This is a genomic window from Opitutus sp. ER46 (assembly GCF_003054705.1).
Lineage (GTDB): Bacteria > Verrucomicrobiota > Verrucomicrobiia > Opitutales > Opitutaceae > ER46.
Genome location: NZ_QAYX01000025.1, coordinates 550,986 through 564,863 on the forward strand (window position 1 = coordinate 550,986; position 13,878 = coordinate 564,863).

12 protein-coding genes and 1 other RNA gene are annotated in these 13,878 nt (G+C 67.6%); 5 read left to right on the top strand and 8 right to left on the bottom strand.

Annotated elements, in window-relative coordinates:
• Nucleotides 1-2 precede the first annotated feature (2 nt).
• The 5 genes from DB354_RS20550 to coxB are packed head-to-tail and all read right to left on the bottom strand — an operon-like array spanning nt 3 to nt 4,781.
• The gene (locus DB354_RS20550) at nt 3-548 is read right to left on the bottom strand and encodes a ubiquinol-cytochrome c reductase iron-sulfur subunit (protein WP_107837511.1); all 546 of its coding nucleotides are present in this window, start codon (nt 546-548) and stop codon (nt 3-5) included.
• A complete protein-coding gene (locus DB354_RS20555) occupies nt 526-753 on the bottom strand; it encodes a hypothetical protein (RefSeq protein WP_146180350.1) in 228 nt (75 codons plus the stop codon). The genes DB354_RS20550 and DB354_RS20555 overlap by 23 nt, the downstream gene beginning before the upstream one ends.
• Nucleotides 754-800: 47 nt before the next feature.
• On the bottom strand, nt 801-1,610 hold the full coding sequence (locus DB354_RS20560) for a cytochrome c oxidase assembly protein (protein ID WP_107837513.1): 810 nt from the start codon (nt 1,608-1,610) through the stop codon (nt 801-803).
• On the bottom strand, nt 1,607-3,820 hold the full coding sequence (gene ctaD, locus DB354_RS20565) for a cytochrome c oxidase subunit I (protein ID WP_107837514.1): 2,214 nt from the start codon (nt 3,818-3,820) through the stop codon (nt 1,607-1,609). Before ctaD ends, DB354_RS20560 begins: the two co-directional genes overlap by 4 nt.
• Nucleotides 3,821-3,848: 28 nt before the next feature.
• The gene (gene coxB, locus DB354_RS20570) at nt 3,849-4,781 is read right to left on the bottom strand and encodes a cytochrome c oxidase subunit II (protein ID WP_107837515.1); all 933 of its coding nucleotides are present in this window, start codon (nt 4,779-4,781) and stop codon (nt 3,849-3,851) included.
• 184 nt (nt 4,782-4,965) lie between these two features.
• Here coxB and ssrS point away from each other — a divergent pair.
• The 4 genes from ssrS to DB354_RS20590 all read left to right on the top strand — a co-directional run bounded on the left by ssrS (nt 4,966) and on the right by DB354_RS20590 (nt 9,728).
• Nucleotides 4,966-5,144, top strand: a non-coding RNA gene (gene ssrS / locus DB354_RS20575) — 6S RNA.
• Nucleotides 5,145-5,202: 58 nt separating this feature from the next.
• Nucleotides 5,203-5,550, top strand: a complete 348-nt coding sequence (locus DB354_RS20580; protein WP_107837516.1) for a hypothetical protein — start codon at nt 5,203-5,205, stop codon at nt 5,548-5,550.
• Nucleotides 5,551-5,698: 148 nt separating this feature from the next.
• Nucleotides 5,699-7,888, top strand: a complete 2,190-nt coding sequence (locus DB354_RS20585) for a DNA polymerase domain-containing protein (RefSeq protein ID WP_107837517.1) — start codon at nt 5,699-5,701, stop codon at nt 7,886-7,888.
• Between the two features lie 238 nt (nt 7,889-8,126).
• Nucleotides 8,127-9,728: a glucosyltransferase domain-containing protein gene (locus DB354_RS20590; RefSeq protein WP_146180351.1), complete on the top strand. Its 1,602-nt coding sequence runs from the start codon at nt 8,127-8,129 to the stop codon at nt 9,726-9,728.
• A gap of 15 nt (nt 9,729-9,743) precedes the next feature.
• On the opposite strand, the gene DB354_RS20595 is transcribed toward DB354_RS20590, so the two are convergent.
• Nucleotides 9,744-10,214: a hypothetical protein gene (locus DB354_RS20595; RefSeq protein WP_146180352.1), complete on the bottom strand. Its 471-nt coding sequence runs from the start codon at nt 10,212-10,214 to the stop codon at nt 9,744-9,746.
• Between the two features lie 102 nt (nt 10,215-10,316).
• Here DB354_RS20595 and DB354_RS20600 point away from each other — a divergent pair, with 102 nt between their 5' ends.
• Entirely contained in the window at nt 10,317-10,640 is a 324-nt protein-coding gene (locus tag DB354_RS20600; RefSeq protein ID WP_107837520.1) for a nucleotide pyrophosphohydrolase, read from the top strand.
• Nucleotides 10,641-11,074: 434 nt separating this feature from the next.
• On the opposite strand, the gene DB354_RS20605 is transcribed toward DB354_RS20600, so the two are convergent.
• Nucleotides 11,075-13,300, bottom strand: a complete 2,226-nt coding sequence (locus DB354_RS20605; RefSeq protein ID WP_107837521.1) for a molybdopterin cofactor-binding domain-containing protein — start codon at nt 13,298-13,300, stop codon at nt 11,075-11,077.
• Nucleotides 13,297-13,833 (bottom strand): (2Fe-2S)-binding protein, encoded by a 537-nt coding sequence (locus tag DB354_RS20610; RefSeq protein ID WP_107837522.1) that lies wholly within the window; start codon nt 13,831-13,833, stop codon nt 13,297-13,299. Before DB354_RS20610 ends, DB354_RS20605 begins: the two co-directional genes overlap by 4 nt.
• Nucleotides 13,834-13,878 lie beyond the last annotated feature (45 nt).

The following is a 13,878-nucleotide window of genomic DNA, read 5'->3' on the forward strand; positions in this document are numbered from 1 at the left end:
ATTCAAAGGGTCGTGGTGATCGGGATCGGCGCGGCCTTCACCTGAACGTTGCCCGCGAGCACGCGAACATCGTAGCGGAACAGCGGCAGCGGGGGCGGGCCCGCGGCCACCGTGCCATCGGCGTAATAGACGCCGCCATGGCACGGGCACATGAAGAGGTTGGCGTCGGGCATCCAGCGGACTGGGCAGCCCAGGTGGGTGCAGTGGACGGAGAAGGCGGTGAACGTGTCGTTCGGCTCGCGCCGCAGCCAGGCGCCGGCGCGGGCGGTGACGCCGGCCCAGGGGAGCGGAGACGGGTCCTCGAAGGTGACGTTGATGGTCTTGCCGACATCGAAATCCTTCGGCTGGCCCACGGTGCGCCAGGCGTACGGCGCGCGGCGGAACAGCGGCGCGACCGTGAACGCGAGGGCGGGCGCGCCCACCACGCCAGCGCAAGCGGCGCCCAGCGTGAGCGACATCCGCGACAAGAACTGCCGGCGGCTGGCCAACTCGGCGTCGCCGGGAGTCGGGACGGCGCGGGCGGGGTCAGGAGTGGTGTTTTCGTTCATGGCGAATGTCTTTGATCCAGCCGCCGAGGGAGACGGCGAACAGCCCGAGTCCAATCACGAGGATCACCCAGGACGAGATGAGGCCCCAGAAGAGGAACGTGATCGCGAGGGCGAGCCCGGCGGGCCAGAAGGTCGGCGCCGGCAGATGCTCGAGCGGGAGCGGAGTCCAGCCCGATGGCACGTCGGCAGCGGAAGGGCCGGGCACCGGCGGAGTGGGGGGCGCGGGCGGTTGGGGCGGACGTGGGGCGGCGCTCATGCGGAGCCTTTGGGGGCGGGGAGGTGAGGCGCGGTGCGGCCGGAGCCGAGCCAGCGCGTGAGTTCGAGGACGATGGCGGCGACGTACACGAGGCACATGGGGACCCACATCAGGAGGCCGCCGAGTTGCTGGTCGCGGCGGAAGGTCAGGCGCTCGCGGAGATCAGCCCACAGGCTCGGAGCAGTGGTGGGCGCGGTGAACGCAGCGCAGACCTCGAGGGGCGAAAGCGTAATTAGGATGCCGAGGGCGGAGCAGCCGAGACACGCGGTGAACAGGTAACCCACGCCAAAGCCGGGGTTGAGGCGTTGGCTGGAGCGGGGGGCCAGAATCGGCCACCAGAACAGCGCGCCCATCGTGATCAACGAGAGCGACTGCAGCGCGTGAATGGGCGGGCGCGTGGCTGCGAGGTTGCAGACCTGCGGCAGGTGCCAGAACCACATTGATCCCACGCCCAGCACCCAGCCGAGGACGGCGAGGGGGCTGGTGGGGCGAAGAGCGCCGGCGGCGGCGGGCTCAGGACGGAGGCGGGCAGGGGCGCTGGCAGGCAGGCTGAGGAGCACCAAGCCCGGGACGAACAGGAGCAGGAGAATGTGCTGCGCCATGTGCGCGCTGAAGAGGACGCCGTTCGCGAGCAGGTTGAGCGGGGACAGCAGGGCGACTGCGACGACGAGCAGCGCGGCGACGAAGCAGACGGGGCGGCCACGGCGACCAAAGCGCCAGACGTAGACGGCGCCGGCGAGGAGGAGCGTGACGAGAACGGCCGGGTTCCAGTTCCAGCCCTGGAAGAAATAGGTGAAGAGACTCATAGGAAACGCGGCAGAATGTAGGCGGCCAGGAGCACGAAAACCCAGACGACGTCCACAAAATGCCAATACAGGCCGATGGCCACGAGCGGGGAGCGCCGACTGCCGAAGTCGCGCCCCAGCGTGAGACCCAGCATGATGAGCAGGGCGACGAGGCCGGCGAAGACATGGAAACCATGGAAGCCGGTGAGCAGGAAGAATGAGGCGGCGAAGTTGTTCACGCTCACCGTGACCCCATGCTGATAGAGCTCCCAATATTCGTAGGCCTGGCCGCCGAGGAAGATCGCGCCGAGCAGGACGGTGAGGCCGAGCCGGCCGGCGGTCCCGCCGCGGGAGCCGGCGCGCTCGGCGGCCTCCGCGCGCCAGAGGGTGAAGCTGCTGGCGAAGAGGCAGACGCTGAACCCGAGCGTCCGGCCCAGCTCGAGCACCGAGGCGTTCGGGCCGGGCGCCGGGTGGATGTTCAGGTAGAGAAAGACGAACAGGAGCGTGCCGAAGAAGCCGGCTTCGGACGCGATGAGCGTCCACACGCCGGTGTGCGCCCGGTTGGGCACGGCGATGGCGTCCTGGCCGACGACCGGATCGGGACGCGTGGGATTGGCGTCGTCCCACAACGGGCGGCGGCTGTGCAGCGGTGGGAGGGCGTCGAAGTTGTGCGGCGGTGGCGGCGAAGGCGTGGCCCACTCGAGCGTCCAGGCCTGCCAGGGGTTGGCGCCGGCGGATTTGCCGCGCAGGAGGGCCCGGGCGAGGTTGATGACCAGCAGGACGGCGGACACGCCCATGAGGCAGGCGCCGATGGTCGAGACCAGGTTCATCCAGCCCCAGTTGGGGAAATCCGGATACGTGTAGACGCGCCGCGGCATGCCGACGAAGCCGAGGAAGTGCTGGATGCCGAACGTGCCGTTGAAGCCCAACACCATGAACCAGAAACCCCACTTGCCGAGGCGCTCGGAGAGCATGCGGCCGCTGATTTTGGGAAACCAGTAGTGCAGCCCGGCGAGGATGGCGAAGACCACGCCGCCGACGGCGACGTAGTGGAAATGGGCCACGAGGTAGTAGCTGTTCTTGGTCTGCCAATCCAGGGCCGCCTGGGCGTGCGTGACGCCGCTGAGTCCGCCGGCGGTGAACTGGATCACGAACGCGATCGCGTACAGCATGGGCACGGTGAAGTGGATCCGGCCCTTGTACATGGTGGCGCTCCAATTGAGCACCTTCACGCCAGTCGGGATGGCGATCAGCATCGAGGCGATGACGAAGAACGTGTCCGCGACATGGCCCATGCCGACGGTGAACATGTGGTGGGCCCACACGCCGAAGCTGAGCAGCGCGATCGCGACGGACGAGACGGCCACGAACTCATAGCCGAAAATCGGCTTGCGTGAGAACACCGGGATGACCTCCGAAATGATGCCGAAGGCGGGCAGGGCGAGGATGTACACCTCCGGGTGGCCGAACGCCCAGAAGAGGTGCTGCCACAGGACCGGCGAGCCGCCGGTGCCGTAAAAGAAGTGGGCGCCGAGCTGGCGGTCCATCAGCAGCATCACGAGGGCGACGTTCAGGATCGGCAGCGCGAATAGGACGATGAACGCGTTGACGAAGTTGATCCACGTGAAGAGCGGCAGCCGGCGGAGCGTCATGCCCGGCGCGCGCATGCAGAGCACGGTGGCGATGATGTTCACGGCGGTGGCCACGGAGCCGATGCCGAGGACGACGAGGCCGAGAATCCAGTAGTCCACACCGAGTCCGGTGCTGTACGGCGCCTCGCTGAGCGGCGTGTACGCAAACCAGCCGGTCTTCGGGAGCCCGATGAAGATGGAGAAGTGCATCAGGGCCGCCCCGAGCGGGATGACCCAGGCGCTGAGGGCGTTGAGGCGGGGAAACGCCATGTCGCGCGCGCCGATCTGGAGGGGAATAAAGTAGTTCGCCAGGCCGAAGAGCGCCGGCATCGCGACGAGGAAGATCATCGTCGTGCCGTGCATCGTGAACAGCGCGTTGAAGGTGTCCGGGCCCACCAGCGTGTTGTTGGGCACCGCGAGCTGGAGCCGGATGAACAAGGCTTCGAGTCCGCCGACGACGAAGAACAACAGCGCGAACAGGAGGTACAGGATGCCGATGCGCTTGTGGTCGACGGTGGAGAGCCAGGCCAGTTTCCAGTGCGCGTGCTCCTCGGCGTTGAGGATCTCGGGGGCGATGGGAGAAGTGCGCGCGATGTTCATGCGGAGCGGGGCGGTGGGAGCGCGGGGTTCATTCCAGCGAGTGCAGGTAGGCAAGCAGGTCATCGAGCTGCTCGTCGGTGAGTTTGAAGTTGGGCATCTTCACGCCCGGTTTCACCTGCTGGGGATCCGACAGCCAGCGGCGGAGGTTTTCGGGCGTGTTGGGCAGGATGCCGGAGCCGATCTGACGCCGCGTGGCGAGATGCGTGAGATCGGGACCGGCGTTGGGCGCGCGATCGCTGTCGCGGACCGTGTGGCAGTTCACGCACGTCATGTCGCGGAACAGCCGCTGGCCGCGGGCGGCGGCGCCGGCGGGCGGGCGGGCGGCGGACTGCTGGTGCCGGACCCAGGCCGCGTAGTCCTCGGGCGATTCCGCTACGACCTGAAAGCGCATCCAGGCGTGTTGCGTGCCGCAGAACTCCGAACACACGCCCTCATAGACGCCGGGCTTGTCGGCCTGCATCCAGACATGGTTTCGCGCGCCCGGGACGGTGGTCATCTTGCGGGTGAGCTGGGGCACCCAGAACTCGTGGAGCACATCGGTGGCATCGAGTTCGATGGAGATGGGCCGACCGACGGGAATGTGGATCTCGTTGGCCGTGACGAAGCCGTTCTTGGGATCCCGGACTTCCCACCACCACTGGTGGCCAACAACGATCAGGTCCGGGTTGCCGCTCGGGGGCGGGTCGGAATGCTGCATGGCCCGGACGGTCAGGCCGAAGAGCAGGAGCACGATGAGGAAGGGGATGACGGTCCAGACAATCTCGAGCTTCTTGTGGCCGGCGGTCTGCTCTGGCTCGGGCGTGCCCTCGCGCCAGCGGTAGCGGAACAAGCTGTAACCCACGAGTCCCGCGACGATCGCGAAGATGACCGCGCAGATCCAAAGCGAGATCACGAACAGGTCGGTGATGGCTTGGGCGTGCGGGGAGACGGGACTGAAGATGGAGCCGGAGGAGCCGGTCATGCGGCACAGTGTGTGCCGGGGTCAGGCTAACAACCGCTTTGGCCCAAGGGACTTCCCGAAAACCTTCCCGGGAAATTCCCGAGGATTGTCACTCGATTGTGTCGGCGGCCGCGACGCCGGAAAAATACCAAGAATAAGCAGTGTTCCCGTTTGACGGAGGTGGGGCCGAAACTACCTTTTTGGCGACACCCTGCAGTGTTCGAGGTGCTTTCAATAACTGCTCTTTGCCTTAGATACATTACGGGAGCTGAACCCCCGCGGAAGATGCCAGGCCGTAAATCGGAAGGCTGAAGCTGCGGGGAGGCGCCCACCTAAATCTAAAAAGGTTTGAGCCTTTGGGCATACGGCACAGGCGGAGTGTCATTTATCTCTTTGCAGAGGCGGGAAAAATGGAAACGGTGTGCGGCCAATCCCCCACACCATGTCGTTGTTCGAACTGAATCTCCTCCACGTCCTGCACGTGGCGTCCCTCGTCGTCCTGCTCGCGTTCACCGTGTACGCGTTTGCGGCCCAGCCTGAGAGCCGGAAGCGGGTGATGATCATCACCGGCATCGCGACACTGCTGGCCTTGGTTACGGGCATCCGCATGTGGCAGGGGATGTTCGGCTTCGTGATGGCCACCTGGGTGATCGTGAAGCTCGTCTGCTGGCTGGCGCTGTCGGCGCTCGCCGGCATCGGCTACCGCAAGCGGAACAGCGCCGGGGCGTTGATCAGCGTGATCCTCGGCATCGCCACGCTCGCGCTGGTGATGGTCTACTGGAAGCCGTAAGGCGCGGAGACGCAGACGTGCGGCGGCACCGGTTCAGCTCTTCAGGTGGCGCTGGCCGGGCACCCGCGCGGGCTGCATTCGGCGGAGCGATGCGGGTGGGCGCCCACGCGAAAGGGCGGGGCGCGCCGGCAGCGGGAGGCGAGCGCCCATGAACGGATCCGTCTGCGGCGTATGGGTCGATGACGACGGTCGCGTGCACCTTACGGTGGAGGACGCCGCCGGTCGGCGCGAGGAGCGGCTGGATACGTTCCGGCCCTTCGCTTGGCTCAACGACACCCCGCCGGAGGCGCATCTCGTCGGACTTTCGTTGGAGCGGCTGGCGGGGGATGGACCGTACAACCGGCTGGTGCACGCGGACGATCGCGGAGCGTTCGAGCGCTACGCGAGCCAGGCGCGCAGCTCCGGCATCGGCTTCGATGCGATCCGGCCGTTCGAGAGCCAGTATCTGCTGCAGCACCGCTTGCGGCTATATCGGGAACTGAGTTTCGCGCAGCTGCGCCGGCTGCAACTCGACATCGAGGTGGCGTCACCCGACGGCGGTTTCCCCGACGCCGAGCGGGCGGAGGATCGCGTGCTCGCCATCGGGCTGCGCTTTCGTGGTCAGCCTCGGTTGCTGTTGCTCGAGGAAGCAACCGATGCGGCGGAGAAGCGGTTGCTCGAGTCGCTGAACCAGGCGCTGGCGGAACTGGATCCGGACGTCATCGAGGGGCACAACCTCTTCAAGTTCGACCTCGAGTACCTGCGGCAGCGGTGCCGGCGGCACCGCGTGCCGTGTGCGTGGGGACGCTATGGTCAGAAGGCGCGGTTCCGGAGCAGCCGGCTGAAGGTGGCGGAACGGTGGATCGATTTCGTGCGCTGCGACCTGGCCGGACGCGCGGTGATCGACACCTATCTGCTGGTGCAATTGCACGACATCTCCACGCGCGAGATGACGTCCTACGGGCTGAAGGAGGCGGCGATCTACTTTGGCGTGACGCCGGAGGACGGGGCGGATCGCACGTACATCGAGGGTCGGCAGATCCAGCACGTGTTCGCCCAGGACCGCGTCCGGTTTTGCGCCTACCTCGAGGACGATCTGCGCGAAACGCAGGGGCTCGCGGACCAGTTGCTGCCGACTTACTTCGAGCAAACGCGGACATTTCCGACGCTGCTGCAAGAAGCGACGCTGCGCGGGGCAACCTCGAAGATCGATCTGCTCTTTCTCGAGGAGTACTACCACGGCCGGCAGGCGTGTCCGCTGCCGCCGGAGGTGAAGCCCTTTGAGGGAGGTTATACGCGGAGTTTCCAGGAAGGCGTTTACCGGCACGTGCTGCACTTCGACGTGGCGTCGCTGTATCCCAGCCTGCTGCTCCACATCGGCCGCAATCCGCGCAACGACACGCTCGGCGTGTTCATCCCGCTGTTGCGCCAGCTGCGCGAGTACCGGTTGAAGTACAAGCTGCTGGCGCGCACGGCGCCGCAGCCGGAGGAGCGGGCGGAGGCGCAGGCGCGGCAGGCGAGCTTCAAGATCCTGATCAACTCGTTCTACGGGTACCTGGGTTTCTCCGGGGCGCGGTTTGGCGATGGCGAACTCGCGGCGGAGGTGACGCGTCGCGGGCGGGAGCTGCTGCAGGCGTTGATCGACGAGTTTGCGAAGCACGGCTGCACACTGCTCGAGGCGGATACGGACGGCATCTACCTGTCCTCCGACCGGTACTTTGACGACCCGGACGCGCTGCTGGCGAAGGTGGTGCCGATCCTGCCGGAGGGTATCGAGCTCGAGTTCGACGGCCGGTATCCGGCGATGTTCTGCTACAAGGCGAAGAACTACGCGCTGTTCGACGGAGAGAAGATCATCCTGCGCGGCAGCGCGCTGCGTTCGCGCGGCACCGAACCTTACCTGAAGAAGCTGACGGACGAGATGATCGCGTACCTGCTGGGCGCGGCAAAGGAGTCGCCGCTCGCGCTGGCCGAGGAGTATCGGCAGAAGTTGCGGCGCCGCGCGCTTCCCGTGGAGGCGTTGGCCAAGAGCGAGTCGCTGAGTCAGAACCTCGAGGCGTACGAGCGGTTTATCGCGGAGGGCGGGAAGCCGCGGCGGGCGTCGGCAGAGGCGGCACTGAAGTTGTCGCCGCGGCCGCGCATGGGCGACCGCGTGGTGTACTACATTTCCGCGATCAATCAGGGCCGCGGCAGCGACTGGCAGCGTGCGCGGGCGCTGTCGCTGTTCGATCCCGAGGCCGCGCCGTACGACGCGGAGTATTATCTCGCGAAGCTGGACGACTGGCTGACGCGGTACGGGCCGTACCTCGGCGTGAAGCCCGAGGAGCCGCACGGCGTGCAGGGCGAACTCGGGTTCTGACGCGCGCCCCGCGGCAGCGAAAACTGTCACACAATACGTGACACTGGCCCGGGGGCCGCGCGCGCTGGAAGTGTCACGCAATACGTGACACTGGCGACCGGCCCACGAGGGAACGGCGCGAAAAACTGTCACGTATTGCGTGACAGTGGGCCGCAGGGCGGTGACGCGGAAGTGTCACGTATTGCGTGACCGTGCGCGGGGGGACGCACCGGCGACCGCGCGCGCGGTCTAGCGGCGGATGCAAACGCGGCTGGCTCGCTGGTCGAGGATGGGGAGGGCGGAGCTGTGGCGCCGCGGGTGGTGGCCTTCCGGCGCCGCGACCGCGGCGGTGTCGCGCGGCGGGTGCGACGCCGAGGCGGAGCGCCGCCGACCAACGCAGCGGGCGTGGCGCGGCTGGTTGCTGGTCGGGTTGCTCCTGTTTCCGCTCGGCGTGTACGCGCCGGCGGTGTTCCACCGGTACGGGTTTCGTGATGATTACGCGGTGCTGCGGGAGGCGCGGGAGGAGTCGGGCAAGGTGTTTCAATTTTGTGCGGCGCAGGCGCGGCCACTGCTTGGGTGGCTGCAGGAGCATTCGTTCCGGTTGGCGGATGGCATCGACGACCTGCGCTGGTTGCGGCTGACGGGCACGCTGCTGCTGGGAGTGGTGACGGCGACGCTGTTCGTCCTGCTTCGGCGGGCCGGGTGGGCGGCGGTGGAGGCGATGCTCGTGGCGGCGCTGATCGTGGTGCTCCCGAGTGCGCAGCTGATCGCGAGTTGGGCGGTGGCGTGGCCGCTGGCGGGGGCGGTGCTGCTGGCGCTCGCGGCTTTTGCGTGGGCGGAGCGCGGGTTGGGGCGGCGGGAGGGACGGGCGTGGGCGCTCGGAGGCGCGGTGGTCTTGATGGCGGCGAGCGCGCTGACCTATCAGCCGAGCGCGCAGTTTTACTGCGTGGCAATGGTGGCGGTGGCGGTGACGCGCGCCGGGCGGCCGCAGGAGACCTGGCGTTGGCTGGCGGGGCATGGCGTGGTGGCGGGAACCGGGCTGGCGCTGGCGTTTGGACTCATGCTCGCGGTGTTTGCAGCAGGCTGGCTGCCGGAGTCGAAACGCGTGGCGGTGGAGGCCGATATCCCCGGCAAGCTGGCGTGGCTGGCGGGGCGTCCGCTGCAGAACGCGCTCGCGACGATCGTGCTGAATCGGCAGGGCGGCGCGCCGGCGGTGGGGTGGACCGCACTCCTCACGGGCGCGGCGATCGCCGCAGGGCTGGCGCGGCGCGGATGGCGCGCGGGATGGAGCGGCGTCGCGGTGGCCGGGTTGGCGGCGGCGGGCACGGTGGTGGTGAACCTGGCGGTGGCGGACCGCTGGCCCGCGTATCGCGTGATCTTCGCGTTGGCGGCGGGTGGCGTGGTGCTCCTGGCGGCGGCCCTATCGGAACTCGGGGGCCGGCGGGCGGCGCGGGGCGTACTGGCCGTGATGCTGCTCGTCGGCGCGGGGCTGGCGGCGCGGCAGAGCTTCGGGCTGGTCGCGTGGCCGCAGGGGCTGGAGCTGAACCTGCTCGAAGCAGGCGCGGCGCGGATCGATCCGGCGCTCCGGCCGAGCGTGTTTGTGCTCACGCCGCACGCCGATGAACACGCGGCGGTGAGCCGCTATGGCGACGAGTTTGGCTCGTTGACGACGGACTCCTACTGGGCGCCGAAGGAGATCCTGAAGCACATCATGCGGGCCAGGTATCCGGGAATGCCGGACGTGAACGAACGCTACCGCTTCGAATGCGGCCATCAGCTGCCCCCGGGCCGGACGTACGACGTCGTCATCGACCTGCACCGCGTGCGGGGGTATCGCCCGGCGGCGGCGCGTGAGCGGTAACCGGAACGCCGACAGCTAGGCCTGTTCCCGGAGCAGTTCCTCGATGTCGGGATCGAGCGGGCCGGGGCCCATGAGTTCGCGCAATTCCTCGGGGGTGGTGACGTAGTCGGGGATCGGGGCGGGGGAGGCAAAGCGGCGAGCGTGGAGTGCGAAGCGGAGGGCGTTGGCGAACGTGGCGCGGGCCATGGGCGCGTTGCCCATGCGGGCGTAGGAGCGGCCCGCCTCGGTGCTGAGGGCGGAGTAGAGCAGGAGCTTGTCCCGCGCGATCTCCGGCGGCTCGTCGAGCGTGAGCATCGTGAGCTGTTGCTCCGGCGTGAACTGGAAGAGCTGGTGGCGCTGGAGGTTGAACAGCCGCTCGAAACCCTGGACCACCAGTTCGAGCGCCTCCTGGTCCGCGCCGGTCGTGCGCTTGAACACGATGCGGGCAACGAGGCGGCCGACCTCGTCGATGATGCGCAGGATGTAGTCGCGGCGGGAGGTGATCATGGCGCCGGGAGCTTCGACGAGGTTCGGGCCGCGCACAAGCGCGGCGCCGCGGCGTGACGTTTACGCCTTGGAAGCGCGGGGCGCAGCGGCACGCTCGCCGGCATGGAACTGCAGCAGATGACGGAACGGGCGATGGAGATTCGGGCGCGGTTTGCGGCGCGGGAGCGCGCGAATTGCGGCCGCGAATGGACGCGCGAGGAGATCATGCAGGGCTTCGTCGTGGACGTTGGCGATCTCATGCGGCTCGTGATGGCGAAGAACGGCCTTCGGCGCGTGGACGCGGTGGACGCCAAGCTGGGGCACGAGTTGGCGGACTGCCTTTGGTCGGTGCTGGTGCTGGCGCGGCTGTACGACGTGGACCTCGAGCGGGAGTTCACGCAGCTGATGGCAGTTTTGGCTAACGCCAAAACTGAAAAGGGAAGTTGAGATCGGCGGACGTCGGGTCGTGCGAAAGCGCAGCAGAGTTTTCGCGAAAGTATCCGGACGTTATGGGGGGAGTATCCGGACACTATTCCTGAGTATCCGGACATTATCCCGGAAGTCGCCGTCCTTTGGCGCCTTATAATTGTTGCGGTCGTCCCCTCGGTGTCCTCGGTCTTGCGATCGCGATGCCGAGATGAGGCGTGATCGAGAACGCGGACGAGAATGAGGATGTCGCGGTTTTTCCGGGTCTTCCTCCGTGTCCTCCTCCGGCCTCAGTGTACTCCGTGACGAAGAGCGAAGACGACCTTCGGAGGGAAAGTGAGAGTGAAAGTGAAAGGGGAGACCCCCTGGTGGGGTGGCCCCTTGATCCCGCCTGAGAGTAAGAGAAAGAGGAAGAGGAAGAGAAAGAGCTGAAATTGCCCCTCACTCCCTTCTTTTCACGCCCAGCTCAGGTCGGTGCGGGACAGAGGGAGTTGGCGGACGCGTTTGCCGGTGGCGGCGAAGATGGCGTTGCAGACGGCGGGAGCGAGAGGCGGAAGCGCGGGTTCGCCGAGGCCGGTGGTCGGGTGGTCGGATTTCAGGAAGTGCACCTCGATCTTCGCTGGTGTGTCAGGCATGCGGAGCATCGGGTACTCGTGGAAGTTGGTCTGTACGCAGCGGCCGCGCTCGATGGCGAGCTCCTGGAACATGAGCGCGCTGAGCCCATCGATGACGGAGCCCTGCACCTGGTGTTCGGCGCCGCTGAGGTTGACGATCTGGGCGCCGACATCGCCGGTGACGACGACGCGGTCGACTTTTAGCCGTCCCTCCCGTGAGACGGTGACCTCGGCAACTTCGGCGAAGTAGCCGCGGTGGCTGAAGTGGAACGCGATGCCGGCGCCCTGGCCGCGCTCGAAACGGCGGCGGCCCCAGTCGGCCTTGGCGGCGGCGAGATTCATCACGTTGCGCATGCGGGCGACGCTGTAGGCGCCGCCGCGCGAGCCGCCGTTAGGCACCTCGTCGCGTTCGCCGAGCAACTCGAGTCGCAACTCGAGCGGATCACGGCCCCCGGCGTGGGCGAGTTCGTCGATGAAGCTCTGGATGACCCACGCGAAGACGCAGCTTCCCGGCGCCCGCCACGGCGCCATCGGCCAGCCGGTGTCGAAGATGGTCTGCTCGGCGAGATAGTTTTCGAGCCAGCGGCCGGGAAACTCGTCGGGGTTGAGGCTGCCACCACTGCCCGGGCGCGCGCCGTTGCCGAAGGTGAAGAAGTGATTTTTCCACGCGGTAATGCGTCCACGGGCATCGACGCCGCCCTTGAGAAAGTGGATGCCACCGGGGCGAAACGGACCGTAGCGGAGGTCGTCCTCTCGCGACCACGTGAGTTTCACGGGGGCGGAGACGCGGTGCGCGATGGCTGCGGCTTCCACGATGGGCTCGGAGTAGAGCCGGCGGCCAAAGCCGCCGCCGGAGCGGGTGATATGGAGAATAATCTTGTCGCGCAGGAGGCCGAGCGTGCGGCTGACGAGGTCGGCGCCGGCGCCCGGATTCTGGGTGGGCGCCCAGAGCTCCATGACGCCGTCGTGGAAGTGCGCGGTGCAGTTCTGCGGCTCGAGTGTCGCGTGTGATATGAACGGATACAGGTACTCGGCCTCGACGGTGTGAGCGGCGCGGCCGAGGGCGGCGACGACGTTGCCATCGCGGCGCAGGACCTGGCCTCCGGGCGCGGCGGCCTTTTCGCGGGCCTCGGCCACGAAGGACTCCCAGCTCTGGTTGGCGACCTTGCCCTCGTCCCACGTAACCTTGAGCTGGCGGCGGGCGGAGAAGGCGGCCCAGGTCGAGTCGGCGACGATGGCGACGCCGGGAAGGAGTCCATTGAGGTTCTCGGTGCCCTCGACGATGAAGGCGTCGCGCACGCCGGGCAGCCGCTTGATCGCGTCGAAATTGGCGCGAGTGACCTTGCCGCCGAAGGCGGGGCATTTCTCGAACACCGCGTGGAGCATGCCCGGGCGCCGGACGTCGAGGCCGTAGAGCGGCTGGCCGGTGACGACGGCGGGATTGTCGACGCCCGTGATTCGCGTGCCAAGGAGGCGGAAGTCTTTCGGGTCCTTGAGCGTGACCTCGGGAGCGGGAGGAATGGGGAGCGCGGCGGCGCGGGCGACGAGCTCGCCGTAGCGGAGGGAACGGCCGGTGGCGCGATGGTGGACGGCGCCGTGGGCGGCGTTGCACTCGCCGGCGGGAACCGACCAGGTGACGGCTGCGGCCTGGACGAGGAGCGTGCGGGCGGTGGCACCGATCCGGTGAAACTCGCTGTAGTTGTTCGGCGTGGAGGTGCTGCCGCCGGCGGACTGACCGCCATAGGCGGGATTCAGGTCACCCTGCTCGATGACGACGTCCTTCCAGTCCACCTCGAGTTCCTCGGCGATGATCATGGGCAGGGACGTTTTTACGCCCTGGCCCATGTCGGGCTGCTTGGAGATTATGGTGACGACGCCCTGTGGAGTGATGCGGAGGAGGGCGTGCGGGGAGAAGACATCGGCGCCGTCGGCGGACGCGTTGGTGATGGTGGCGGGAGCGTTGGCGGCGGAGGAGAAGGAGAGACCGAGCAGGAGTCCACCGCCGGCGGCGGCGGAGAGTTTGAGAAAGCCCCGACGGTCGACGAGGAGAGGCGTGGCGGTGTTCATCGAGCGGCCTCCTGGGTGGGATGGACGGTGGCTGCGATCGTGTTCGTCGCGGCGGCAACCGCAGCAGAGTTGGGAGGGCGGGCGAGCTCGGCGGCGCGTTTGATGCCCGCGCGGATGCGGAGGTAGGTCGCGCAGCGGCAGAGATTGCCGGCCATGGCGCCGTCGATCTCGTCGTCGCTGGGCTGCGGGTTGTTTTTGAGCAGGGCGGCCGCGGTCATGATCTGGCCGGCCTGGCAGTAGCCGCACTGCGGCACGTCGAGTTCGGTCCAGGCCTGCTGCAGCGGGTGGGTGCCACGCGGATCGAGTCCCTCGATGGTGGTCACCGCCATGCGGCCGACCGTGGAGATCGGGGTGAGGCAGGCGCGGGCGGGGACGCCGTTGAGGTGGACGGTGCAGGCGCCGCATTGGCCGATACCGCAGCCGTACTTGGTGCCGACGAGTTCGAGGTGGTCACGGAGGACCCAGAGGAGGGGAGTGTCAGGCGCGACGTCCACGGTGCGGGACGTGCCGTTGACGTTCACGGCGTATTTCATGGGTGTGGGACCCGGGAAGGGCCGCGGAACGTACGAAGCGCGGGC